At 71.1% G+C, this 25529-nt stretch carries 13 protein-coding genes and 1 rRNA gene; 10 read left to right on the forward strand and 4 right to left on the reverse strand.

The window, feature by feature from the left end; genetic code table 11:
* Positions 1-196 precede the first annotated feature (196 nt).
* The 5 genes from D7Y04_RS27155 to D7Y04_RS27175 all read left to right on the forward strand — a co-directional run bounded on the left by D7Y04_RS27155 (position 197) and on the right by D7Y04_RS27175 (position 16596).
* Positions 197-3565, forward strand: a complete 3369-nt coding sequence (locus D7Y04_RS27155; protein ID WP_121761148.1) for a carboxypeptidase regulatory-like domain-containing protein — start codon at positions 197-199, stop codon at positions 3563-3565.
* Between the two features lie 51 nt (positions 3566-3616).
* Complete coding sequence (locus D7Y04_RS27160; protein WP_121761149.1) at positions 3617-6349, forward strand: hypothetical protein; 2733 nt, start codon at positions 3617-3619, stop codon at positions 6347-6349.
* Positions 6350-6361: 12 nt separating this feature from the next.
* On the forward strand, positions 6362-12895 hold the full coding sequence (locus D7Y04_RS27165; protein WP_121761150.1) for a HEAT repeat domain-containing protein: 6534 nt from the start codon (positions 6362-6364) through the stop codon (positions 12893-12895).
* The gene (locus tag D7Y04_RS27170) at positions 12892-14751 is read left to right on the forward strand and encodes an SWIM zinc finger family protein (protein WP_120597099.1); all 1860 of its coding nucleotides are present in this window, start codon (positions 12892-12894) and stop codon (positions 14749-14751) included. Before D7Y04_RS27165 ends, D7Y04_RS27170 begins: the two co-directional genes overlap by 4 nt.
* A 399-nt stretch (positions 14752-15150) precedes the next feature.
* The gene (locus D7Y04_RS27175) at positions 15151-16596 is read left to right on the forward strand and encodes a reverse transcriptase family protein (protein ID WP_120597100.1); all 1446 of its coding nucleotides are present in this window, start codon (positions 15151-15153) and stop codon (positions 16594-16596) included.
* A gap of 7 nt (positions 16597-16603) precedes the next feature.
* Here the strand turns inward: D7Y04_RS27175 and D7Y04_RS27180 are convergent, their stop codons facing one another.
* Positions 16604-17581, reverse strand: a complete 978-nt coding sequence (locus tag D7Y04_RS27180) for an alpha/beta hydrolase (RefSeq protein WP_121761151.1) — start codon at positions 17579-17581, stop codon at positions 16604-16606.
* Positions 17582-17753: 172 nt separating this feature from the next.
* Here D7Y04_RS27180 and D7Y04_RS27185 point away from each other — a divergent pair, with 172 nt between their 5' ends.
* The 4 genes from D7Y04_RS27185 to D7Y04_RS27200 all read left to right on the forward strand — a co-directional run bounded on the left by D7Y04_RS27185 (position 17754) and on the right by D7Y04_RS27200 (position 22137).
* Positions 17754-19277: a GMC oxidoreductase gene (locus D7Y04_RS27185; RefSeq protein WP_121761152.1), complete on the forward strand. Its 1524-nt coding sequence runs from the start codon at positions 17754-17756 to the stop codon at positions 19275-19277.
* A 100-nt stretch (positions 19278-19377) separates the two neighbouring features.
* Positions 19378-19995, forward strand: a complete 618-nt coding sequence (locus D7Y04_RS27190; protein WP_121761153.1) for a TetR/AcrR family transcriptional regulator — start codon at positions 19378-19380, stop codon at positions 19993-19995.
* Positions 19992-21191: a multidrug effflux MFS transporter gene (locus D7Y04_RS27195; RefSeq protein WP_121761154.1), complete on the forward strand. Its 1200-nt coding sequence runs from the start codon at positions 19992-19994 to the stop codon at positions 21189-21191. The genes D7Y04_RS27190 and D7Y04_RS27195 overlap by 4 nt, the downstream gene beginning before the upstream one ends.
* Before the next feature lie 61 nt (positions 21192-21252).
* Positions 21253-22137, forward strand: coding sequence for a class I SAM-dependent methyltransferase (locus D7Y04_RS27200; protein WP_158627593.1), 885 nt, complete (start codon positions 21253-21255; stop codon positions 22135-22137).
* Between the two features lie 7 nt (positions 22138-22144).
* Here D7Y04_RS27200 and lnt read toward each other — a convergent pair whose 3' ends face one another.
* Together lnt and D7Y04_RS27210 are read right to left on the reverse strand one after the other, a co-directional pair.
* Positions 22145-23737 carry an apolipoprotein N-acyltransferase gene (gene lnt, locus D7Y04_RS27205; protein ID WP_121761156.1) on the reverse strand — a complete coding sequence of 531 codons (1593 nt, stop codon included), beginning with the start codon at positions 23735-23737 and terminating at the stop codon, positions 22145-22147.
* Positions 23734-24315, reverse strand: a complete 582-nt coding sequence (locus D7Y04_RS27210) for a hypothetical protein (RefSeq protein WP_233601596.1) — start codon at positions 24313-24315, stop codon at positions 23734-23736. The genes lnt and D7Y04_RS27210 overlap by 4 nt, the downstream gene beginning before the upstream one ends.
* A 127-nt stretch (positions 24316-24442) precedes the next feature.
* Between D7Y04_RS27210 and D7Y04_RS27215 the strand changes: the two genes are divergently transcribed.
* Entirely contained in the window at positions 24443-25300 is an 858-nt protein-coding gene (locus D7Y04_RS27215) for a hypothetical protein (protein WP_120597108.1), read from the forward strand.
* Between the two features lie 113 nt (positions 25301-25413).
* Here D7Y04_RS27215 and rrf read toward each other — a convergent pair.
* Positions 25414-25529, reverse strand: a 5S ribosomal RNA gene (rrf, locus tag D7Y04_RS27220).

Here is a 25529-nt window from a genome sequence, read left to right on the forward strand (position 1 = left end):
GCTCTGCGTCCCGAGCCCTTGGACCCTGGTGGCTCTGCCCCCAGCATCCCCACCTCGCTTCCAATACGTCCGCCGCGAAAAACCTTGGTTCGGCCCTGTTTTTTTCCGCCGCCCCCTCTGACGCGGCCGGCCAGACGGCCCTCCCCGGGGCCTGCGTCAGCGCTGCTGCTACAGTCGCCCACCCTGGAGGGGCGCCATGAAGAAGACGTCGGCGGTGGTCATTGGAGGAGTCGTGCTCGCGCTCCTCATCGGAGCCGGGGTCTTCTGGTGGCAGAGCCCCACTCCCCCCACCCCCGCGTCCCCACCGGCCGCCCCCACCACGCGCCGGCAGCTTCCCCCCACGCCGCCCCCGCCGCCCCAGGGTGCCCTCCAGGTCCAGGGACGTGTCGTCGACCTCCAGGGGAAGCCCGTCGCCGGCATCGAGGTCTCCGCCTCCGTCCCCCTGCCCGGGGAGACCCTGACGGAGCTGCCCTGTGACGCGGACTCGCCCGAGGTCCCCGTGGTCTCCGAGGACTGCGACTCCCTCCCCGCCCTCCGCTGGGTCCGGGAGCTGGTGGAGGCCCACCGGGGCGCCGCCTTCGTCCTGTCGCGCACCACCTCCGCCCAGGACGGCACCTTCACCTTGGAGGGCCTGCCCCAGGGGACAGTCGACCTCTGGGCCCTGGGCTCCCAGGGCGCCGGCCTCCAGGAGGACGTCGTCACCGGCACGCGGGACGTGACGCTGGAGCTCGGGGCCAGCCAACGGCTCACCGGCCGCGTGGTGGACGAGGACGGCGCCCCGCTCGCCCAGGCCCAGGTGACCGTGCTGCACACGGACACCGCGCGCTACTTCGAGACGAAGACCGGCGCGGACGGCCGCTTCTCCCTGGGCCCCCTGCCCGGAGAGGTCCCCTACAGCCTCCTCGCCGCCCACCCCGGAAAGCTCACCGAGTGGATGGGGGACGTGGCCCCGGTCGCCCTGCCCGAGGACATCGTGCTGTTCGCCCCCCGGCGCATCGTGGGCACCGTGGTGGACGGCGAGCATCCCGTCGCCGGCGCCACCGTCACGGAGCTCGACGGCGAGCGAGTCACCACCACCGACGCCCAGGGGCGCTTCACCTTCGACGGCCTCCCCCCCGACGACTACACGCTGGAGGCGGAGCAGGGCGGCCTCCAGGCGCACGAAACGGTGGAGGTCACGGAGGACCAGCGCGAGGTCTCGGTGACGCTGAGCCTGGGCAGCGTCTTCTTCGTCGAGGCCACCGTGCGCGACACCGCCGGCAAACCCGTGGCCCACGCCGAAGTGAGCGCCGCCAATCCCCGTGAGACTGACGAGCACTACCTCCCCCACCGCTTCAAGGAGCTTGGCACCACCGGCGCGGACGGCCGCCTGCGCCTGGGCCCCCTCAGGGCCCGTGTCTACATCTTCCAGGTGGTGTCGGACCAGATGCTGGACCTCACCGCGCTCCGCACCGTGGCCGAGGGCGGTCCTCCGCTGGACTTCGTGCTCTCCCCCGCCGTCCTCGTGGAAGGCATCGTCACCGACGCCGCGGGCCAGCCGGTGGCGCAAGCCTCCTTGTCGCTGCGTCCACCCGCCCGGAAGCGCCCGGCCGAACCGCCTCCGCCCGTGTACACGCGCTCGCTCCTCTTGATGCACCCGCACCGCGAGGCGCCCCTCACCTTCGACGCCACCTCCGACGAGGAGGGCCACTTCGCCATCAAGGTGGACCAGGCCCTCTCCGGCACCCTCACCGTCGAGGCCGACGGCTACCTGCCGCGCAAGCTCCAGGTCCGCGCCCCCACATCCGGCCTGAAGCTCACCCTGGACTCGGGCGCCACCGTGCGCGGCACCGTGACGAGTTCGCGCGGCACGCCCGTCAACGAGGTGGACGTCACCCTGGTGATGCAGGAGCCGGAGCAGGAGCCCGCGACAGGCGCCCGCGAGGCCCCTGAAGAAGACGACGACAAGATCGACATCATCCGCATGACCTTCGCGGGCACCTCGGGCGAGGACGGCCGCTTCGACATCAAGGGCATTCCTCCCGGCACCTATGTCGTGTGGATGCGGACCACCACGGGCGGCTACGAGCGCCTCATGCCCGACCGCGTGGTGCTGCGCGGCTCGGAGACCGTGGAGCTGGCGCTGCGCCTGGACCTGGACGGACGCGTGGGCGGCATCGTCGTGGACGCGGAGGGCCGGCCCCTGGCGGACGTCACCGTGGACGCCACCGCGAAGGAGGACGAAGCCAGCAACGGCCGCTCGTACTCGCCCCTCTCCATGAAGACCGGCCCGGACGGCCGCTTCATCCTGGAGCCGATGGCGCGCGACTGGGACTACGAGCTGACGGCGGTGAAACCGGGCTACGCGATGCCCCAGCCGCCCAAGAAGGAGAGCCCCGACGAGGGCCCGGACGACGAGACCTTCGAAGAGACGCATGCAAGGCTCAAACGGTGGATGGATGAGCAGGATGGCCCCAAGGTCATCGCCCGCGCGGGGAACATGGGCGTGCGCATCACCCTGGCCTTCCAGGGCCGCATCACCGGCCGGCTGGCAAGGAAGGACGGCACGCCCATCACCCGCTTCACCGTGAACGAAGAGGCGGTGCGCGACCCGAAGGGCGCCTTCACCGTCTTCGTGGACGAGCCCGGCCCCCAGCACCTCACCTTCGAGGTACCGGGCCACGCCTTCACCCAGCGCGACGTGGACGTCCCCGAGGGCCGGAGCGTGGACCTGGGCACGGTGCGCGTGGAAGCGGGCCACGTCATCCAGGGCCGCGTGGTGGACGACACCACCGGCGCCCCGCTGGCCGGAGTGTCCGTCTCCCTGGCGCTGCCGGCGGAAGACGTCCGCAACGCGGAGCACTCCGAATCCTTCGCGGACGTCACCACCGGCCCGGACGGCACCTTCCAGCTGCCCGCCGTGGAATCCCGGCCCTACATGCTCACCGTGCAGGAGGCGGAACACGCGTCGCTCGAGCGCATCGTGGGCCCCACCGAGGACACGCTCGAGCTGCGCCTGCCGTCCGCCACCCGCCTGGAGGTCTCGGCGCGGGACGCACAGGGCCGGCCGTCGTCGGTCGTCCTGACGGCCATTTCGAAGGCGGACCCGGAGGAGCAGCTCATCGCCTCGGCGAACACCGGCGTGGCCATGTTCCGCGACCTGGCCCCGGGCGACTACGTGGTGAAGATCGCGGGCGGGAACACCGGCAGGGTCGTGCCTCGCGTCGTGCACGTCGAGTCGCGTCGCGTCAACCGGGTGGACCTGCCGCTGTCGACGACGGGGCTCAAGCTGAAGCTGCGCTGGAGCGAGCGCGGGAGGCAGGGCACCCCCTACCTCCTCCCCGGACGCGTCCCCGCGCCGCCCGAATCCGCCTCGGACTCGGAGGTGCGATGGCTGGGCGAGCAGGCGCTCGCGCCGCTGTTTCATGGCGCGGATACCTGGGTCCTCGTCCCTCCCGGTCCCTACACGCTTCTCGTCCTGCAAGAACGTGAGGGACGCTGGCTGTCCTTCCGCCAGGACGTGACGGTGGGCGCGGGAACCATGCAGGACCTGCAGGAGGTGGAGGTCCCGGCACTTCCGTGGTGAGGCGGGTCCAACATGCCTCGCGGGACAGGGGAGCTGTGTTAAACCCCACGCATGACCCCGAGCGACGCGCTGAGCGCAGCAGACCTCGAACGTCTTGCCAGGGCGGAGGCACCGGACCTGGCCGAGTCCGTGCTGGCCTTCCTCGACCAGCCGGACCGCACGTCGGACACGCCGCTGCCGCAGGGCGCGCTGTCCTTCGACGCGTTGAAGCAGCTGCTGGAGCAGGCGCGCGCGGACGGCGACAAGGCGGACCGCCGCAAGGGCTCGCATGAGGCCTGGCAGCGCTTCCTCGCGCAGAAGGACGTGCCGCTGCCGCCGCGCCTGTTGCTGGCGGACCTGCTGGTGTCCCTCTACGAGAAGAACACCGAGCCCGCGCGCGCCGCCCTCATCACGCTGGTGAAGGAAGCGCCGCTGAAGTTCGGCCTGTGGGCGGGCCTCAAGCGCATCTACAAGCTGGCGGAGGCGCGCCACGACGCGGAGATGTTCGGCGCGCTGGCCTGGCGCTTCGACACCGAGCGCGGCGGCCGCCGCAGGAACCGCGAGGTCAGCGGCGGCACCCTCACCTACCTCCAGCGCCGCGCCTGGCGCTTCCTGCGCCACCTGGGCGCGGCCGTGCCGGAGCTCTACCCGCAGTTCGCGGTGGAGGTGCTGCGGCACTACGACCTGGAGACGACGTGGGCGCAGTGCTGGGTGGCGCACCACATCTGGGCGCACAACAGCAAGAGCTACTCCGCGTCGCGCTTCCCCATCCAGCCGCCCAACGACATGGTGAAGCAGCGCATGTATCCGGACGCGTGGAAGCGCTCGCCGGACGCGCTGATGCGGTTGCTGGACACGTGCCAGTCGGACCCCGCCGCGAAGTTCGCCATCCAGGGCCTGCGCAAGGACTTCCCGGAGGCGCTGCGCAAGGTGACGCCCGCGTGGCTGGACCGCCTGGCGCGCCGTCCGTTGGGCAGCGCGCACGACTTCCTGGTGGAGACGCTCCAGGGCTCGCCGGACTTCCACCAGGGCAAGCTGCGCGCGGCCGGGCTGCATGAAGCGGTGCTCGCGCTGCTCTTCTCCCCCAGCGACAAGGCCCGCGCCTACGCCATCGAGTACGCGCGCGGTCACGCGCAGGACCTGGCCGCGGACCGGCTGGCGGACCTGGTGGAGAAGGGCGAGGACGACGTGCAGAAGTTCGCCGCCGCCGCCCTGGAGAAGCACAAGCCGCGCGACCTGGGCCTGCCGCTGCTGGGCCGGCTGCTCAACTCCAAGCCCACCGCGGCGTTCGCCGCGAAGTCGTTGGAGCAGTCCTTCGACCGCGCGGAAATCACCCACGACTTCCTGCGCGAGCTGCTCTGGGGCAAGCAGGAGCAGCTCAACTGGGCGAAGAACTACGTCTCCTCGAAGTACGCGGCCGGTGAGATGCCGGCGGACTTCTGGAAGGTGGCGCTGACGGAGGCGAAGCAGCGCTCGTCGCGCCAGCGCATCGTGGAGGACACGGCGATGAAGGCCCTGTCCACCTACAAGCCGGCGGACATCGGGCCGGAGTGGCTCTTGGACCTGGTGGCGCACCCGCGCCTGGGACGTCAGGCGGCGCAGTGGCTCACGCGCGCGGACAGCCTGCCGGGCCTGGACGTGGAGCGCGTGAAGGCGCTCGTCTTCAACGGCAAGTTCCGGAGCACGGCGCTGGAGCTCCTGGGCAACCGCAAGCTCTTCACCGCGCGGCAGCTCACGGTGCCCTGGCTGCTGGCGCTGGCGCGGCGGGCCGACCCGCAGCTGCACGAGTTCGCGCACCGCTACCTGCTGGCGAACGTGGTGCCCGCGGACTTCAGCGACTCGGGCGACGCGGACGCGGGCCTGGAGCGTCTGTTCGACCTGGCGCTGGGCGCGAAGCAGCCGCCGCCGGTGCGTGCGTTCGCGCAGACGTACCTGCGCTGCCACCACCCGGGCATCGGACCGGAGCAGCCGGAGTCCAAGTCCTACGAGCTGCGTCCCCGCGCGCCGCGCAAGGCGTACTCGGCGGAGCGGCTGTGGCCGGCCCTCTTCGACGAGCGCGACGACGTGCGCCGCTTCGCGCTGACCATCGCCCGCTCGGAGCTGCGCGCGTGGGGCTACCAGACGCGCGTGTACGAGCTGGCGGACTCGGACGCGAAGGAGATCCGCAACCTGGCCTACGACGCCCTGCTCAACGCGGGCGAGCCGGGCGCGGACGCGCGCCACACGCTGCAGCCGGATGAGCTGGACGCGGGCAAGGTGTTCGCGCTCACGGAGTCCACCAAGCGCAGCACGCGTGAAGTGGCCGTGGAGCTCATCCGCCGGCACTACGCGCGGCTGGGTGGCGCGGAGCGGCTGTCCGGGCTGATGCAGAGCGCGGACCGCGAGGTGGGCCTGTTCGCGGTGCGCCTGCTCTGGGAGAAGCACCGTCCGCTGCACCTGCCGGAGGGCTGGAAGCCCGCGGGCGGAGGCAAGGACGAGCGCGAGGCGGGTGGCACCACGCGCTTCAGCGACGTGGAGGCGCTGCGCACGTTCCTGCGGCGCATGATGTTCGGCCTGCCGCCCGGGCGCGCGAAGGAAGCGCGTGAAGGCGACGTCCAGCGCCGGCTGTCCGCGAGCGTGGCCAAGCGCCGCGTGGTGGAGCTGGTGCGGGACCTGGGTCTGGAAGACGAGAGCTTCGCGCGAGTGGTGGCGCCCGTGCTGGGCGAGTTCACCGGCTCCGTGGCGAAGGGCGAGTGGCAGAGCTGCCTGGCCTCGCTGGTGCAATTGCGTGCGGCTCACCCGAGCGTGCAGCTCGGCGGCATCTAGGACAACGACACCATGGCCAACCTCTCCATCGGCAACATCGAGAAGGTCCGTGCGCTGGCGGCCAATGCGCGCCTGCTCATCGTGGGCGGCACCCGCGCCGCCGCCGACAGCCGCCTGACCGCGTACGACCCCGCGACCAACAAGGTCCTGTGGACCAGCCCGTTGCCCGCGCACGTGCTGAGCGTGGCGCTGGCCGGCGAGCAGTTCGCGGCGGCGGGCGCGGACGGCACCGTGCGCTTCGGTTCGCTCACCGACGGCACCGTGAAGTTCCAGCTCCACAACGCGCACCCGGGCGGGTGCACCGCGGTCGCGGCCAGCCCTGACGGCAAGGTGCTGTACACGGCCGGCGTGGACGGCTTCGTGCGCGCGTGGGACTGGGACAGCACGAAGAAGCTGAAGGAGTGGAGCGCGTCCTCGCAGCCGCTGCGCGCGGTGGCGGTGGACCCCACGCACACGTACGTCGCCTGCGCGGGCGATGACAGCGTGGTGCGTTCGTTCACGGTGGCGACGGGTGCGCGCCGGGACATGCCGGGCCACGAGGGCGCGGTGCGGGCGCTGGCCTTCACGCCCCGCGACGGTCGGCTCGTCTCCGCGGGTGACGACGGCAAGCTGCGCATCGGCTACCTGGTCGGCGCGGTGGAGTTCGAGGTTCGCGGCGACAAGGACAGCGGCCACGCGGGTTCCGTGCTGGGGCTGGTGTTCCCGCCCACGCCGCAAGCGGAAGCGGGCCAGGACCCGGCGGAGCGCATCGCGTCCGTGGGCAGCGACGGCAAGCTGAAGGTCTGGCGTCTGGACGAGCGCCGCAAGCCGCGCACCTTCGAACTGGGCAGCAAGGCGCTGAACGCGGTGGCCTTCGCGCCCCCGGCGAACCCCCGCCAGGCGAAGCAGCTGCTGGGCTACCTCTTCGTGGCTGGCGAGGACCGCCGCGTCACGCGCATCACGCTGGGCACGGACGGCAAGCCCACGGATGAGACGACGGCGTTCGGCCACGGCTTCGACGTCTTCAACGAGGCGCTGAAGGCCGCCCTCCCCCGCCGCGAGGCCGCGGTGAAGGAGGCGGTGGCGCTGCTGGAGCCGGAGGCGCTGGACTTCGTCCTGGGCGTGCTGACCTCGGACAAGGACGCCGCCGCGCGCCGGCTGGCTGCCACGGAGCTGGGCAACCACGGCCGCACCGCCGCGCGGCCGAAGCTGCGCGACCGCCTCAACGACGACGACAAGACGGTGCGCGCCGCGGCGCTGGACGCGCTGGTGAAGCTGGAGACGGAGTCGCCTCTGGCGGCGCCCCGCTCGGCGCTGGACTCGCGCTTCGTGGACACGCGCGTGCAGGGCCTGCGCCTGTTGGCGAAGCAGGGCAGCGTGTCGCCGCTGGTGCCGGGCCTCATCGCCAGCAAGCTGCCGGACACGAACGCGGAGGTGGGCACCGCCGCGCTGGACGCGCTCACCACCGTGTCCCCCAAGGGCAGCACGGAGCCGCTGAAGCTGGCCTTCGAGCGCGGCCCCGCGGCCCTCAAGGTGGAGGTGCTGCTGCGCGCGTCGGGAGCGGGCCTGCTGGGCGACCCGCGCCTGCAGCCGCTGGTGGCGCGCGCGCTGGACGACGCGGACCGGGACGTGCGCCGCGTGGCCTTCGCGGTGCGAGTGCTGGAGCGCCGCCCGCTGGCCGCCACGCTGGAGGCGAAGGACGAGGAGTTCGCGCGCACGGTGCGGGAAGTGACCCGCATGCTGACCCTCCAGGCGAAGCGCGCGGCCGGAGACACGGAGGCGAAGTCCACCACCGACGCGGAGCTGGCCGCCTCGCGTGAACAGCTCTTCGGCAAGACGGCCGCCGGCACGGCGCTGACGGAAGCCGACCTGGAGCCTCTGCTCGCCGCCATGGCGTGCCGCATGCCGGACACGGCCGTGCGTGGCGCGCGAGTGCTGGCGCAGCTGGGTGACGGCCGCGCCCTGGGAGCCCTGCTCCAGCTGTCGCGTGAGGACGACGCCGCCATCCGCCGCGAGACGGCCACCGCGCTCCAGGCGTTGCAGGACCCGCGCGCCCGCGAGCGGCTGGTGTGGATGCTGGACGACGCGGACGGGGACGTGCGCGCCGCGGCGCTGACGGCCGTGGTGGCGCTGGACTCGGACGCGCCGCTGTCCGCCGCGGAGGCCGCGCTGCGCTCCGGTCACGAGGACGTGCGCGTGCGCGGCCTGGACCGGCTGGTGAAGCTGGGCGCCAAGGCGGAGGGCGCCGAAGGCCTGCTGGGCGACGCGCTGGAGGACGAGTCCGCAAAGGTGCGCGGCGAGGCCTTCCGCACGCTGTGGGCGTGGAACGACAAGGAGCCGGTGAAGGCGCTGGACCGCGCGTTGGCGGGCCGCTTCCCGGACCTGCGCACCCGCGCGGTGGAGGTGCTCGCGCAGAAGGGCACCGACGACTGGGCGCTGGAGCGGCTGAAGAAGTCCGTGGAGGACCGCGACGCAGGCGTGGCCACCGCCGCCTACGAGGCGTGGGTGAAGCTGGCCGGCAAGGAGAAGCCGGAGCCGCACCTGGCCGCTCTCAACACCACGCACCCGGCCCTGCGTGAGAAGTCCGCCAAGGCCTCCGTGCACGCCCCGGCGGAAGCCATGCGCTCCGCGCTGCTCAAGCGCGTGCAGGACGAGCACCTGGACGTGGCCTTCGCTGCGTTGGAGGCGCTGGACAAGCTCATCCCGAACGAGAACGGGCCGCTGCTCGCGGGCATCGCGGCGTCGGCGCTGCCGGTGCGCGTGCGGGCCTCGGAGCTGCTCGCCCCGCGCGGCGCGGAGGACATCATCGAGCCCATGCGCGGGCTCATCACGGACAAGGACCTGGAGCGGATGTACCCGCCCGGCTTCCTCGTCCCCCTGCGCGTCCGCGCGTCGCGAGCGCTGGCCACGCTGGGCTCGCGGCGCCTGCTGGGCTTCTACGCCACCACGCTCCTGCCCCACGAGGTGACGGACCTCCAGGAGCAGGGCGCGCGCGGTCTCGCCACGGCCAGCCGCCGGGGCGACGAGGGCGCGCTGCTGGATGCGCTGGGCCACTCGCTGGTGGCGGCGCGTTCGTGGGCGGCGGACGGTCTCTCCCGCCTGGGTGACGTGCGCGCGCTGCCGGTGCTCACCGGAAACCTGCGCCATGAGCACCTGCCCATCCGGCTGGGCGCCATCCTCTCGTTCGCGGCCCTGGGCCACGAGGGCGACGGCGGCCTGCTGCACGGTCTGGAGGACTCCGCGCGCGAAGTGCAGGAGATGGTGTTCGCCATCGTGCTCGCGCGGGACCTGCGCGCCAGCCGCGAGGGTGGACCGCCGGACCTGCTGACGAGCGCACTATCCAGCGGCCGTCCGGAGGTGCGCTACGCCGCGGCCCGCGCGCTGGAGCTGCGCACGGAGCCGGAGGCGTACCGCGCGCACCTGGTGGAGGTGCTGCTGCCGCCGCGTCCGGAGAAGGCCGGCGACATGAAGGACTGGCCCGCGGAGGAAGACCGGGCGAAGCGCGTGATTGGGCTCGCGGAGGCACTCTCCAGCGGTCAGCCGGAGCAGCGCTACGCGGCGGCGCAGGTGCTGCTGCTGCGCAACAAGCCGCTGGACTACTTCCGTGAGGCGCAGAAGGTCGCGCGCCCCAGCTCGCTCCAGTCCCCCTGGAAGCCGGAGACGGCCGATGGCGCCGCGCACGTCATCCAGCCCTCCACGCCGGAGAAGCAGGGCACGGCCTCCGCCACGGGCAAGAGCTGGCTGCGCCGCCTCTTCTCCGCGGTGAAGCCGCCGGAAGGCTCGGGCACGGGTACGCCGAAGGACGCGACGCAGGCGGAGCGTCAGCACCTGCGCCGCCTCGCGTTCGGCGCCTACGTGGGCCTGCTGCGTCAGGTGACCGCGGGTGACGAGGAAGGCCACCGCGTCCGCCGCGACGCCGTGGACCGCGTGGTGAAGCTCACGCAGGAAGGCTACGCGGGCACGTCCGCCGCGGTGGCCGCCCTGCTGCGCGCGCTGGAGGATCCGCACCAGCTCGTGCGCCGGGCCGCGCTCGCGGGCCTGAAGGAGCTGTACCCCGCCGGTAGCGACGAGCCGCTGGCGCTGGCCCTGGCCTCGCTGGCGCCGGACGTGGCGCGCGCCGCGCTGGAGGAACTGGCGGAGCGTGGTGACAAGGCCCGTCCGCGAGTGGCCGCGGCGCTCAACTCGCCGCTGCCGGAAGTGCGCAAGTCCGCCTTCGAGCTGCTGGAGAAGCTGAGCCCGCCGGGCAGCCTGGATCCGCTCCTGGCCGCGCTGGGCAGCGAGCACGCGGACCTGCGCGTGGGCGTGATTGAGCGGCTCGCGGGAGCCAACGACCCGCGCGTCACGGAGGCCCTGGGCCGCGCGATGGGCAGCGAGCACGAGGACCTGCGGCTGCGCGCCGCGGAGCTGCTCGCGTTCCGGGGCGACGACCGGGCGGTGGAGGTGCTGGGCACCTTCCTGCGTTCGGAGACGTCCGCCGTGGCCCGCCGTGCACAGGAGGCCCTGGCGCGACTGGGGACCTCCGCCGCCGTGGCCGCGCTCGCCGCGCGCCTGACGGTGGCCACGGAGATTCCGGAGCGCACCCGGCTGGTGGCCGCGCTGGGCCGCACCCACCGCGCGGACGCGCTGGACGTGCTCGCACGCCAGAGCGTGGAGGACGAAGCCCCGTCCGTGCGCCTCGCCTGCGTGACGGCCGCGATGCAGCTCACCTGGCCGGCGGAGCAGGAGAAGCTGAATGAGCACGAGCGCGAGCTGAAGAAGCGCGACGCGGCGCTCGCGGTGCGCTTCCTGCGCGTGGCGGTGAAGAGCCAGGACCCGGAGGTCCGCAAGGCCGCCGCCGGCGAGCTGGAGCACGGCAAGAGCGAGGGCCAGGACGCGCTGCTCGTCCAGCTCTTCAACGACCGCGACGTCACCGTGCGCGCGGCGGCCGTGGAGCACTACTCGAAGCGCGTGGTCGAAGAGGGCGCGGCGGTGGAGCCGCTGGAGGAGATCCTCCGCGCCGGAGCCCGCGAGCTGATGCTGCCCGCGGCGGAAGGCGTCGCGCACCAGCGCCGCGCCAGCGCCCTGCGTCCCCTGCTGCTGTACGCGCGCGCCGGTGAGCCGCACGAGCGCGGCCGGGCCCTGCTCGCCCTGGGCACCCTGGGCGACGTGCGAGCCCTCTCCGAGCTGGAAACGGTGGCCGGCGGAGGCACGCCGGAAGCCCCGGCCGAAGAGGACATGGTGTTCGCCGCCATCGAGGCCCTCGGCCGCCTGGCGAACCGGATGCCGGATGGCGAGGACCGCCGCCGCATCGAGGAGAAGGTGGAGGCCGCGGCCACGGACGGCGCCGCCTTCCAGCGCCAGGAAGCCGGCGTGCGCGGCCTGCGCGCCCTGGGTGGAGAGCGCGCCCGGGTGAAGCTGGAGGCGCTGCTCGCCGACGGTGAGACGGACGACGACGTGCGCCGCACGGTCGCGGAGGAGCTGGGCAAGTTCGGAGACCCGGCCGCCGAGGCCGCCCTGGCCGCCGCGCTGAACGAGGAGGACGACGACCTTCGCGCCGCCGCGCGCAAGGCCCTGGACGTGCTCTTCCCGAAGGAGCGCACGCGGGTGGAGTTCCTCGCGGTGCAGAGCGAGCACGAGGACATCTCCGAGCCCGCCGCCACGTACCTCGCCAGCGAAGGCGACCCGGCGCTGCTCGTGCCCCGCCTGGCCACGCTGGACAACGTGGAGCTGCGCCTCCGTCTGCGTCGCGGCCTCGCCCGCCGTGGCGCGATGCCCGTGCCGGAGGTCATCGCCCTGTTCGGCCACGACAAGCCGGAGGCCCGCGAAGAGGCCGCGCGGCTCGTGGGCACCTGGACGGGTGACGCGCGCGAAGCCGGCGCCGTGGACACGGCCGGACTGACCCGCGCGCTGGTGACCGCCGAACGGCGCACCGCCACCGCATGGGCCACCGCGCAGCCTCCGAAGAAGGAGCCGCTGGCCGCCGCCTGGGAGCGTCTGCTCTGGGCAGGCTCACGGCTGGGCGCGAAGGAGCTGGTCGCGACGTCCGCCGAAATCCTCCGCAAGGGTGAGGCCCAGGCCCCCGCCGCCGTGCGCCAGGAAGCGGCGCGAGTGCTGGGACGGCTGAAGGCCACGAGCGAGGCGCAGGCCCTGCGCACCGCGCTCGGTGACCCGGACGCCGCCGTGCGTTCCGCCGCAGCGTCGGTGCTGGCCGCGCTGGTGCCGGAGCAGTCCTCGGCCTGGGCGCTGGAGGTGAAGCCCTTCGACCCGGTGGCCCTGGGCCCCACGGGCGCGAAGGTGGCCCAGTCCGCGCTGACCAGCAGCGAAGGCCGCCGGCTCGCGGTCCCCGCGCTGCTGGCGAAGAAGGACCTGAAGCCGCTTGAGTCCGTGGCCGCCGACGCGAAGCCGGAGGTGCGGCAGGATGGCTGGGCCGCGCTGGGACGCCTGGGCGGAGACGAAGCCGCGGCGCTGCTGAAGACGGCGGCGTTCGACAAGTCGCAGTCGGTGGAGCTGCGCAAGGCGGCCTACCGCGCCCACAAACGTGCACGCCGGGCCGCTGAGCGCGCCCGGAAGGAAGGTCAACCGTCGTGAGCACCGCAACCGCACGTCATCCCGTCGCGCTGAGCTACTCCGCGCAGAGCGACGTGGTCGTCACGCCGGACGCCTCGCGCGTGCAGCTGGCCCTGGAGGGCTCGCGAGGCACCGTGGGCGTCAGTGGCCAGGTGAAGGACCCCACCCTCTTCCGCGATGCGCTGGCCGCCGCCTTCGCGGTGCTCTCCAGCGACCTGCGCTACCGGGGCCGCGACCGCACCGCGTACCTCGCGTACCTGATGAAGCAGGGCAAGCGCGCCAGCGCTCAAATCTGGGAAGCGCAGAAGGCCTTCCTCGACAACGCGCTGGAGGGTGAAGAGAAGAAGGACGCCGTCCTGGACCCCGTCCTCACGGTGGATCCGGACCAGGTCTCACTGGAGGTCTTCTCCCGCGACGAGAGCGCCTACGCGCGCCTCGCCTTCGACAACAGCCTCTTCGACAAGCGCCAGGCCGCGCACGGCTCCACCTTCCTGGACGTGCCGCAGGACCTGCCCGCCCGCCTGGACCGCCTGCGCGCCTACGCCCCGGTGGTGCTGGAGGCCCACGTCGCCCCCACCGCGAAGGCCGCCCCCGCCACGGAGCCCCGCGCCCCGCGCACGGTGGAAGTGCCGCACGCGTGGCTGCGAGGCTTCCTCCAGGTACAGTCCGCCGCGACGCTGCCGGCCACCACCTGCTCCATCGCGCCCATCGACCTGTACAACCTGCTCTTCGCGCTGCGCACCCGCCGCTCGAAGAAGGCGCCCCGCGCGTTGCGCTTCGAGCTGGTCCCCGGCGCCCCGCCCCGGCTGGTGCTGGAGCCCTGGGAGCAGGTGCTGGAGTGCCACGGTGGCGTGTACACGGGCAGCGCGCCCGCGGTGGTGCGCACCTTCGGCCGTCAGCGCCTCGCCGCGCTCGCGCGCCTGTTGCCCCACGCGAAGAGCGTGCACGTGCAGCTGCTGGGTCCGGGCCTGCCGGTGTTCTGGGTCATCGACCTGGGCGCCGCCACGCTGACGCTGGGGCTCACCGGCTGGACGGAGAGCGGCTGGTCCAGCGCCGCCGCCTTCGACGCGCTGATGCCGCGCGACGTGCCGGAAGGCCTGGCGGAACTGCTGCGCAACCGCCTGCGCAAGGACGGTCCCCTCGCCTTCGAAGTGCTGGCCAAGGACGCGGGAGCGCCGAAGGATCAGGTGCGCGCCGCGCTCCAGCTGGAGTGCCTGCGCGGCCGCGTCCTCTTCGACGTGTCCCGCAGCACCTACCGCCCGCGCGAACTGATGCCCACCCCGGTGGACGAGGCCGCGCTGCGCTACGGCAACGAGCGTGAAGCGCGCGCCCACCGCCTGCTGGGCGACGGCAGCCCGGGTTCGGGCGAGGTGAAGCTCACGCAGGTGCACGACATCGTGGGCGAAGGCACGCGCATCCAGGGAGAAGTCGTGGACCGCGAGGCGGTGCGCAGCTTCTTCCCCAGCTTCACCATGGACCTGGAGGGCCGCGTGAAGGACGCGAGCTGCGGCTGCCCGCACTTCCGCCGCTCCGGTCTGCGCGAAGGCCCCTGCGAACACATGCTCGCGCTGCGCCTGGCATACGCCCGCCGCCGCGCCGAGGAAGAAGCGCTCCGTCAGACGCCGGAGGGCCGCAAGCTCATCCGCGCGGAGACGCGCGCGTACGTGCGCCGGGATCCGGCCACGGGGCTGGAGCAGGTGTATCGCGTGTCGCTGGACGGCAAGGTGGTGGCCCTCACGTGGGGTCCCCGCCTGGGCGATTCGCGCCACCAGCGCCTCTGGTTCGACACGGACACGGAAGCCCGGACGGCGTACTTCAGCCGTTTGGAGAAACTAACCGCGGACGGCTACATCGACGCGGCCTCGACTCTGGTGTAAACACTCACTCAACGGCCCGACCGCCGACGGGGCGGCCGGAAGGATGGTGGCGCCGGACGAAATTCGAATAGCGAGTGGTCGAGAGAGGTCTGGACCGCATCAGCCTTAACGCCTCGAGCGTAGGAACGGCGTTGCGCCGTTCTGGTTGAAATGCTGGACACTCTCCGCAAGGTAGCCTGTTCTTGGCTCTCTCCCTCCCGAGCACTACCGTCGGGGTGGGAAGCGGAACCAACGACGCAGCCGCCGTTTTCCCACCCCGACGGTAGTGCTCGGGAGGGGAGAGCCGGTGAGGCTACCGTGCCCCAGGTGAGCTGGTGGTGCCTTCCTGGCCTCCCTCGACCGCTCGCATTCGTCTCCGTCGCCCCTCCCTGAGCCGCCGCGCCCGTCGAAGGTAACTCGATGACCGCCAAGCTGGAGTCGTTCGTCCCCGCCGCCCCGCCGCAGGCCGTTGCTGACACCGCGCCCGCAGCCTCTCCCAACTCTGTCGCGAAGCGCGAGGCCGCCAAGGCCGCGCACGACGCCCTCATCACGCGCTGGAAGGCCATCACCGAGGCCGGCGGCGCGGACGAATGGGTGCAAGCCCAGCTCGTGTCGAAGGGCGCGCTCGCGGACGAGGTGGACTTCTCCTCGCTGAAGGAGAAGGAGAAGACGGCCTGGAAGGAGAAGAAGAAGGCCGAAGCCGTGGAGCGCCGCGCGCTGAAGCGCCAGGCCCACGAGGCGTGGAAGGCCACGCACGTGAACCACCTGGGCGTGGGCATCCACTGGAACGAAGCCGGCCTGCCGGACAAGTTCGACCTGGAGCACCGCGAGGAGCGCGCGCGCCAGAACGGCCTGCCCACGCTGGACTCGGCGGAGGACCTGGCCAAGGCGCTGGGCCTGAGCGTGTCCAAGCTGCGCGGCTTCGCCTTCCACCGTGACGTGGACACGGGCTCCAACTACGTGACGTGGAGCATCCCCAAGCGCACGGGCGGCGAGCGCACCATCACGTCCCCCAAGCGGGAGCTGAAGGAAGCGCAGCGCTGGGTGCTGTCGAACGTCGTGGAGCGGCTGCCGGTGCACGGCGCGGCGCACGGCTTCGTGGCGGGGCGCTCCATCCTCACCAACGCGCTGGCGCACCGGGGCGCGGACGTGCTGGTGAAGGTGGACCTGAAGGACTTCTTCCCCTCGGTGCACTGGCGCCGGGTGAAGGGCCTGCTGCGCAAGGGCGGCCTGAAGGAGAACACCTCCACGCTGCTGGCGCTGATGTCCACGGAGGCGCCGCGTGAGCGCATGTCCTTCCGGGGCAAGACGCTGCACGTGGCGAAGGGCCCGCGAGCCCTCCCGCAGGGCGCGCCCACCTCGCCGGGCATCACCAACGCGCTGTGCCTGCGCCTGGACAAGCGGCTGTCGGCGCTGTCTCGCAAGCTGGGCTTCACGTACACGCGCTACGCGGACGACCTGACCTTCTCCTGGACGAAGGCGAAGGCGCCCAAGGCCCGCCGCGCGCAGGGAGCGCCGGTCGCGGTGCTGCTCGCGCGAGTGAAGGACATCGTGGAGGCGGAAGGCTTCACGGTCCACCCGGACAAGACGCGGGTCGCCCGCAAGGGCAGCCGTCAGCGCGTCACGGGGCTCGTGGTGAACGACGCCAAGGACGGCACGCCCGCCGCCCGAGTCCCCCGCGACGTGGTGCGCCGCCTGCGCGCGGCCATCCACAACCGCCAGAAGGGCAAGCCGGGCCGCGAGGGCGAGTCGCTGGATCAGCTCAAGGGCATGGCGGCGTTCATCTACATGACGGACCCGGAGAAGGGCCGCATGTACCTGGATCAGCTCGCGAAGCTCGAAGCCGCCCAGCCCGCCCAGGCGTAGCGAGGAACTAGCGGGCCCCCGCCTTCTTCGTCCGCCGTGAAGGCTTCTTCGCCGGAGCCTTCTTCTCCACAGGCGTCTCCACCGAGGGAGTCACTCCCTCCACGGGCTTCAACGCCTTGTCCGCGAACTCCAGCAACCGGCGCGGATACTCCGTGGGCGCGGCAGCGGCGAAGTTGCCATGCGAAGCGCCGGGGATGCGCCACGTCTGCGCATACGACGAGACGTGCGCGAACAGCTCGTCCATCAGCGGCTGCCCGGACTCCTCCGTCCCCGCGACGATGAACAGGGGCCGGGGCTTGATGCGGTCCACCGCATCGATGGTCCGCACCTCATCCAGCGCGATGCCCCGCCGCCAGAACGGAACCAGCGCCCCCGTCTGGGTGACGATGCCGAAGCGGCGGAAGTCATACGCCGCCGCCAGCCACAGCGTGTTGAACGGGGACAGCAGCACCACCGCCGCGACCTGCGGGTCCTTCGCCGCGACCTCCGCCACCGCCGCGGATCCGATGGAGAACCCCAGCGCCCCCACGCGAGCCGGATCGACGTCCGGCTGAGCCCGCACGTACGCCAGCGCCGCGCGCACATCCTGGCGCTCCTTGTCACCCCAGGTGGACGTCTCGCCCCCGCTCTGCCCATGCGCGCGCAGGTCGAACAGCAGCACCCCATATCCCCCGTCGCGCAGCACACGGGCCTCCGGCACCAGGTCCATGCGTGTCTGCGACAGGCCATGCGCCAGCACCCACGCCGCCTTGTTCCGGGATGGCAGGTACCAGCCGCGCAGCTCCACCCCGTCATCCGTGCGCAGCGTCACCTCACGCGCGTCACCGAAGTCCGCGGGCAGCACCGCAGCCGGCCTCGGGTAGTGGAAGTACTGCTCGGAGCGCCACGCCGCGCGGCCACCCAACGCCAGCGCCACCAGCAGCAACGGAAACACCAGCACGCCCAGCACCCGCCCCCACCGAATCCGTTTCAACAGACCAGCCATGTCCGCCCCTCTCCGACAGCAAGCGACCCGTACTCCAGAGCGGAAGTCACCGCCCCAGGCTTGTGTTGGCTCCTGCCAGACATCTAGACCTATAGGCGCCAATAGGGTCCTGATTTACAATTTAGGCGAACTTTAGCAGCGGCGGCAGACTGACCGTCCTGGGTGAGCAGGCATGAAGACGTCGAAGACGGTCTATGACGCGGTGGTGGTGGGTTCGGGAGCCTGCGGGGGATGGGCGGCCAAGCAGCTGACGGAGGCAGGGCTCCAGGTGCTGGTGTTGGAGGCGGGCCGCGGAGCGAACGCGGACCGGGCGCTCCACCTGATGCACCGCGTGAAGCAGAAGCTGGGCTACCGCATCGAGTCGGACGCCTCCCGCAAGTCGCGCCAGTCCATCCAGGCCACGAGCTTCGCCTGGCCGTTCCATCCGCACGCCTTCGTGGATGACGTGGACAACCCCTACACCACGCCGCCCGACGCGCCGTTCGCCTGGATTCGCGCGCGACAGGTGGGCGGCAGGACGAGCGTGAAGGCTCACGGCCGCCAGTTCTACCGGCTGTCTGACTTCAACTTCCACGCGGGAAGCCTGGACGGATTGAGCCCGGACTGGCCGCTGTCGCACGCGGACCTGGCGCCGTCCTACGAAATCGTGGAGCGGTGGATGGGCCTGAAGGGCAACTCGGACGGCGTGGACACGCTGCCGGACTCCGTCTTCTCCGGTCCCGCGCCGCTGTCCCCCGGCGAGGTCCGCCTGCGAGAGAAGGTGAAGGCCCGCTGGCCCGACCGCCACGTCGTCGCCCGGCGGACGGCGAACGCGCCAGTGACGCTGCCTGCGGCGCTGCAGACAGGGCGGCTGACGCTGCGCTCGCATGCCATCGCCAGCCACATCCTGCACGACCCGAACACGGGCCGGGTGACAGGGGTGTCCTTCATCGACGCGAACTCCGGCACCTCCGAGGAGGTACACGCGAAGGTGGTGGTCGTGGCCGCGGGCACGATTGAATCCACGCGGTTGCTGTTGCACTCGCGAAACCGGGCGTTCCCGGATGGCCTGGCGAACAGCTCGGGGCTCGTGGGCCAGCACCTGATGGACCACATGTACCTGCGAGGCATCGAAGCGCGGATGAACCTGCCCGCGCACCTCCAGCAGAAGGAGCACGGCTGGGCGTACATCCCCCAGTTCCGCAACGTCACCGAGCGCCACCCCAACTTCGCGCGAGGCTACGGCATTCAGGTCTTCACCTTCGACGACCAGATGCACATGGTGCCCTTCGGGGAGATGGTCCCGCGCGCGGAGAACCGCGTGACGTTGAGCGCCACGGTGAAGGACCGCTGGGGCATTCCGGCCGCGCACATCGAGTGCCGGCACTCGGACAACGACCTGAAGATGACGGAGGACGCGGTCGCCTCCTGTCTGGAGATGTTGGAGGAGGCGGGCTGCACGGTGGAGCAGGTCAACAAGCAGCTCTCCGACCCGGGCATGGCCATCCACGAAGTGGGCACCGCGCGAATGGGCAAGGACCCGAAGACGTCCGTGCTCAACCCGTTCAACCAGAGCTGGGACGTGCCCAACCTCTACGTCACGGACGGCTCCTGTTTCCCCTCGCAGGGCCCGCAGAACCCCACCCTGACGATGATGGCGCTCACCGTCCGCGCCTGCGCCCACCTGGTGGGCGAGCTCAAGGCCGGCCGCCTCTGATTCCCCTCGAAAACTGACGCGAGGGGCCCGCGAAGAACGGGCCCCTTGCACGGCTGGCGCGAATTTATTACCTACCAGTCAGTAACTAACCCTTCGCGCCATGTCCCGTCCCCCACGCGTCACCGACCTGCAGATCGACGAAGCGGCCCGAGCCGTGTTCCTGGCGCAGGGTCCATCCGCGCCGCTGCAGGACATCGCGAAGCGGCTGGGCATCTCGCAACCGGCACTGCTGCACCGGGTGGGAACCAAGGAGGCGCTGATGTCGCGAGCCCTCCGCCCCGTCCCGCCCACCGCGCTGGCACTGCTGGAGCCAGGGCCCAGGGACAACGCCCCCATCGAGGACCAGCTCCTGGAAGCGCTCCTGCACCACCGGGACTTCCTGCGCCAGCTGGTGCCCTGGTTGTTCGTGCTGCACTACTCGGCGCTGGGCGGCGCCAGGGCCCTGCACCTGGAGACACCGCCCCCAGTCGCGCTCCGGGAGGGGCTGACGAAGTGGCTCACCCGGGCGAAGCGAGCCGGACGGGTGGACCTGGCCGAGCCGAGGGTCGCGGCGGAAGCACTCTGTGGAGCGCTGGAGGCCCGCTGCTTCAACGCCCACGTGGGCGGCTCCACGTACGCCCCAGGCGAGGACAAAGCCGTCCTGCGCCAGCTCATCCGGGTGCTGCTGACGCCAGGAGAAGCGCCCGCACGAAAGCCTCAGAAGAGGACCGCCAGATGACGACCGCCACGCCCAAGCTCTCCCGCTCCACGGATGGAGCGGGGCTGATCATCCTCCTGGGAGCGCTCATCGGCTTCGGGCCGCTGTCCATCGACATGTACCTGCCGGCGTTCCCCGCCATCGGCGAATCACTGCGAGCGACAGCAGGAGAGGTGGAGCGCACGCTGGCGGCCTTTTTCGCGGGGCTCGCGGTGGGTCAGCTCTTCGCGGGACCGGTGAGCGACCGCTTCGGCCGCACGAAGCCGCTCTACGTGGGCCTGGCGCTCTACGTGCTGGGCTCCATCGGCTGCGCGACCGCGCCGTCGGCTGAATTCCTGGCGGCGTGCCGGTTCGTGCAGGCATTGGGTGGCTCGGTGGGAATGGTGACGGCAAGGGCCGTCGTGAGGGACCTGCACTCGGGAGCAGCGGCTGCGAGGATGATGTCGCGCTTGGTGTTGGTGATGGGCCTGGCGCCCATCCTGGCCCCGCTGCTGGGCGGCTGGGTGCTACGAGCCGCGGGCTGGCGAGCCATCTTCGGAAGCCACGCGGTCATCGGCCTCATCGCACTGGGAGCGGCAATCGCCATCCTGCCGGAGACAGCGCCCCCAAGGAGCGGCGTCACCAAACCCTTCCAGGCGATGTGGAGCATCACGAAGGCGCCAGACTTCCTGGGGCCTGCGCTGGCGGCGGCGCTCGCGCAGGCAGGGATGTTCGCGTACATCGGCGGTTCGCCCTTCGTGTTCATCACGTTGCACGGAGTGAAGCCGGAGCACTTCGGCTGGTTCTTCGGAGCGAACGCCGCCGGGCTGGTGGCGGTGTCGCAGCTCAATCACTGGCTGCTGGCGCGCTCCTCGCCGGAGCGGGTGTTGAAGCAGGCGGTGCGAATCGCCGCGCTGGCTGGGCTGGCCCTGGTGACGGTGGCATCGACAGGCTTTGGTGGGCTGTGGGGCATCGCGCTGTCGCTGTTCGTGTTCGTCTCCAGCTTGGGAGCCATCGCGCCCAACGCGACCGCCCTCGCGATGGAGCAGCACGCGAAGCAAGCGGGCATCGCATCGGCGGTGCTGGGGGCGCTGCAGTTCATGCTGGCGGCGGGAGCCTCCGCGATGGTGAGCGCAAGCCACGACGGCACCGCGAGGCCCATGGCCCTGGGAGTCGCCATCGCCGCCCTGCTCGCCCTGGGAGCACTGAGCCTGGCGAAGCGAGCCCCCGCGCACTGAGCCGAGTGCCCGAGGGTGGGATTGACACTCCGGAACGCGAAGCCCGATGGTGCGGTGCGAAATGCTCGCACCCTTCTACTCCGCCTGCCCTGTCTGCAATGAGACCGGATCCCGACCGGTCGTTGCGTTCCAAGAGCTGAGCTACGGCCGTTGCACGGGCTGCGGGCTCATCTACAAGCGAGAGCAGAAGCCAGGTCTGGGCGAGGGCTACGAAGAGAAGTACTTCAAGCACAATCGAGCGAAGTACCTGAGCCGTTGGGACCACCGGGTGCGCAAGTGCCTGAGGCAGGTGCTGGTGTGCCTGGAGTACGCGCCGCACGCGAAGGACCTGCTGGATGTGGGGTGTTCCGCGGGCTACGTGCTGGAGGCGGCGCAGCGAGCAGGCCTGAAAGCCACGGGCCTGGACTACTCCCAGTTCTCGGTGAACCTCTGCCGCGAGCGAGGCTACACCGCCGAATACGGCTCACTGACACAGATGCCGTTCCCGGACGCGTCCTTCGACATCATCACGTTGAAGCACACGCTGGAGCACGTGGATCAGCCCATGGACGGGCTGCGAGAAATCCAGCGCGTGTTGAGGCCAGGAGGCGTGGCCTTCGTCATCGTGCCGGACGCGGCCTACTACAAGATCATCGTGATGCCCCGGAAGGGCCGCTCCTTCCGCCCCGACCGGCGAGGCTGGCAGCACCACGTCTACTTCTACGAGCACAACCTCGCGGACGCCTGCGCCAGAGCCGGAATGCAGCCCGTGAAGGCAGGCAAGGACATCCTGCGCCGCAGACTGGCGAAGGGCCTGCGAGCCCCCTACGAGTACGCCCGCTTCGCCTTCCTCTGGGCCTGGGTCCAGGTCTGCCGGCTGACGCACATGCGCAGGGAAATCCAGGTCATCGCCCAGAAGCCCAAGGCAGACGCCCAGCTCCCCGCCCAGCACGCCGAAGCCGCCTGAGCGCGCGTCACACAGGCCGGCGAATCCACCCCCCCAGCACCACGGCCAGCACGAGCGCCACGGGCCCCAACCAGTCGCCCCAAGCCCCCGCGAGTGAACTCAGCCGCTCCGCCGGCGGCACACGCATCACGGTGCCAGCGCGCTGGTTGTCCTCCAGCTCGGAGGTCCATGTCCCCGCGGGGTCGATGAACGCGGAGATACCTGAATTGGTCACCCGAATCTGTGCCGTGCGCGTCTCGATACTCCGAAACGCCGCATGCATCAGGTGCAGCCGAGGCGCGGGAGTACCGGAGAACCACGAGTCATTCGACAGCGTGAGAATCAGGTCCGCCCCCTGGCGCACCTCCGCTGCGACGTAATTGGGAAAGACGGCCTCGTAGCAGATGAGCGGAGCGACCTTGAGCACGCGGCCGCCGTTCAACCGGAAGTCCACCAGCCGGGGACCCGGGCCGCGCTTCCAGCGACCAGTCCAAGGAAGCATTGCGCGCAGGGAAGGCGTGTCCACCGCATCCGGAACCCACTCCGTGAGAGGGAAGAGCATCGTCTTCCGGTACGCGGACTGAGCCAACTCGCCCGTCGCGGAGGGGCCCAAGAACATGGCGGCGTTGAACTCGCGCTCGCCGTCCAGGTCGTACGTGCCGAACACCAGAGGGACACCGCGCTCCGCCACCCACGAGCGGATCTCATCATCGAGCGCGCCGCCGTCCTCGCTCTTCGGAGTGCCGAACGTCGTCGGATACACCGTCTCCGGCCACACCAGCAGGTCCAGCGGCCCCGAGCGCAACAGCGCATCCGACATCGCGTAATGCGTATCCAGGATGTTGCGAACAACCTCGTAGGTGCCCTGCTCCGCGGCCAGCTTCTCGATGTTGGTGATGTTCGCCTGCACCGCCCCCACCACCAGAGACGGAGCCGAGTGCACCGCCGAGCGCACCTGCCCCAGCCGCACCCATCCGTAACCCCACCCCACCACCGCCAGCACAATCGCCAGGACCACCGGCCTGAGTCGCAAGCCCTGCCGAGAGGCCAGTCCCTGGGCGACCGAGACGACACACTCGTTGATGAGCAGCAGACCCAGCGTGAGCCCCGGAGCACCAGCCAGGTCCGCGCCCTGGCGCAGAGTCTCCGATGCATAGAGGGCATGGCCTAGCGTCTCGGCGAACAGCTTGGGCGTGAACCACTCGGTGCCCACGTACACGAGCGCGGTGAGCACGGGAGGCACCCACGCCAGGCGCGGCACCTCCGCCACCCGCCGGCGCGCGTACCACCGCACCCACGCCGCGGTGATGAACTGGAGCTCCAACACGGGCGCGATGAGCAGGAACACGCCCCAGCACAGCCACACCGGAGCATGGGAGTACGCCGCGATCGCGCCCGGGAACCAGCCGAACACCGCCGCGGTGAACGTCACCGACAGCAGCAAGCCCAGCCCCACGGCACCCCGAGCGGAGCGAACCCGGTCCAAGGCCGCGAGCCAGGGCGCCATGGCCACCACGCCCAGCCACACCCAACCAGGCCGCAGCTGTCCGAACGCCGCGAACAGCACGGTGGTCGCCGCGACGCCCAGGAGCGCCCCGGCCCACCCCTTCACGGACGTCACTGCGAGTCCTCGTCCTCGACAGGAATCTCCAGCAGCCGGTGAGGCAAGCCAGGGGGAGCCATCTCCTCGGGCACCACGCGGTTCTCGGGGATGGGGATGGGCTGCCCGTTGGCGTCCTTGGGCGTGAAGTCCGGATGGAACATCAGGATGGCCGCGAGCGGCTGCCCGTTGTCCGTCGCCTGGTAGTGGCGCATGTAGCCAGGGGGCAGCTCGAAGTCGTCGGGCACGACAAGCCCCCGCTTCAGCGGCTTGGTGCCGCGCTGGTACAGGGCCGTCCCGCTCTTGCCCTCGGGAGGCGGCGGGTCATCGACAGGCATGGGGGCAGGCTCCTCCACGGGCAGGGGCGCGGCGACATGCGCGACCGCAGGGCGCACGGAAGGGCGCGCCGGTTCCAGGGAGGGAGCCACCGGCGCAGGGCGCTCGGCCACCACGATGGGGGGCAGGTCCTCGACAGGTACAGGGCGGGAGAGCCACCAGAGGCAAAGCCCCACACACAGGCCGGTGATGACGACGGCACCACCGATGAGCCGTGAGCCCACACCACCTGAGGACTCACGCGAGGGCGTCACCCGCGTCACGCCATCGGAATCCGTGCGACGTTCAGGACCAGGCTGCGGGGAACGCATGTTTTGAGGGGCCTCCGGGGTGCGTATGCTACGGAAGCCGCTCGTATCGAGGCAATGCGCGCGCGGCCATGCCCCTCCCATGACCGTCGATACGTCCAGCCCCTTCCCCATCCACGCCTTCACACCCCGTCTGCGCGCGCTGGGAGCGCTCCTGCGCGCCACGGGGCTGGGCACGCTCTGCTACTTCACCGCGCTGCTGTTCAAGGACGTGCTCGCTGGCACCCAGACGCTGGCACCCGTACCGCTGGCAACAGGACTCGCGGTGGGAGCAGTCCTGCCGAGCATCGCGCTGCGCCTGTTACAGCGAGGAACGAGGGCCACGGTCACGGTGCGGCCGGAAGGCCTGGTGCTCACCCAGCCAGGGGGAGCGCACTTCGAGATTCCCTTCGAGGCACTGGAGGCCATTCGCCCGTGGCGCCTGCCCATTCCAGGCCCAGGACTGACACTCCGGCTGCGAACAGGACGGGCTTTCGACTACGGCCTGGAAATGCAGGCCCCCATGTCCCTGCTCGAGGCGATGGGGACGATGGGCGAGGCACGAAATGATCCGCGAGTGCGCTACGCACAAGCACGGAGCGAGAAGTGGCGCAGGCGTTGGTACGACCAGGCCTTGAAGTACGGCTTGGTGCCCGGAGTGCTCGCCGGCATCTTCTTCCGGGCGCACCAGTACATCTCCTTCGGAGGCCCGTTCGGAGAGCTCCAGATGTACGGATGGACGGCGTACCTCACGTCCTTCGCGCGCACCTGGTTGCCCGTGTTCCTGGCCCTGCTGTTGTTTGGTTGTTTCTGGAGAGGCTTCGCTGAAGCGTTTTGCTACGGCGCCGCGTGGCTGGGCCCACGGTGGGCACGCAACGTACGCACCGGCGCGGAGTGGACCTGCCGGGCGCTCTATTACGTGGCCCTGCCTGTCTTTCTCGCAGTGCGGCTGCTGGGCTGATCCGCAAAGACAAACACCTGCGTGCGCCGATCAACGCGCAAAGCCAGGCGGAGGAACGAGCCCGCAAAGACAAAGCCCCTGGCGCCTTGCGGCACCAGGGGCTTTCAAAAAGAATCCGGCAGCGACCTACTCTCCCACGCGGTTTCCCGCGGAGTACCATCGGCTCTGGAGGGCTTAACTTCCGTGTTCGGGATGGGAACGGGTGTGACCCCTCCGACATTGCCACCGG

Source organism: Corallococcus sp. AB038B (genome assembly GCF_003668955.1).
Classification (GTDB): domain Bacteria; phylum Myxococcota; class Myxococcia; order Myxococcales; family Myxococcaceae; genus Corallococcus; species Corallococcus exiguus.

Excerpts from the sequence above, each read along its gene's own strand:
- D7Y04_RS27155 (WP_121761148.1), top strand. The coding sequence starts at position 197 with ATGAAGAAGACGTCGGCGGTGGTCATTGGAGGAGTCGTGCTCGCGCTC.
- D7Y04_RS27160 (WP_121761149.1), top strand. The coding sequence starts at position 3,617 with ATGACCCCGAGCGACGCGCTGAGCGCAGCAGACCTCGAACGTCTTGCC.
- D7Y04_RS27165 (WP_121761150.1), top strand. The coding sequence starts at position 6,362 with ATGGCCAACCTCTCCATCGGCAACATCGAGAAGGTCCGTGCGCTGGCG.
- D7Y04_RS27175 (WP_120597100.1), top strand. The coding sequence starts at position 15,151 with ATGACCGCCAAGCTGGAGTCGTTCGTCCCCGCCGCCCCGCCGCAGGCC.
- D7Y04_RS27180 (WP_121761151.1), bottom strand. The coding sequence starts at position 17,581 with ATGGCTGGTCTGTTGAAACGGATTCGGTGGGGGCGGGTGCTGGGCGTG.
- D7Y04_RS27185 (WP_121761152.1), top strand. The coding sequence starts at position 17,754 with ATGAAGACGTCGAAGACGGTCTATGACGCGGTGGTGGTGGGTTCGGGA.
- D7Y04_RS27190 (WP_121761153.1), top strand. The coding sequence starts at position 19,378 with ATGTCCCGTCCCCCACGCGTCACCGACCTGCAGATCGACGAAGCGGCC.
- D7Y04_RS27195 (WP_121761154.1), top strand. The coding sequence starts at position 19,992 with ATGACGACCGCCACGCCCAAGCTCTCCCGCTCCACGGATGGAGCGGGG.
- D7Y04_RS27200 (WP_158627593.1), top strand. The coding sequence starts at position 21,253 with ATGCTCGCACCCTTCTACTCCGCCTGCCCTGTCTGCAATGAGACCGGA.
- D7Y04_RS27215 (WP_120597108.1), top strand. The coding sequence starts at position 24,443 with ATGACCGTCGATACGTCCAGCCCCTTCCCCATCCACGCCTTCACACCC.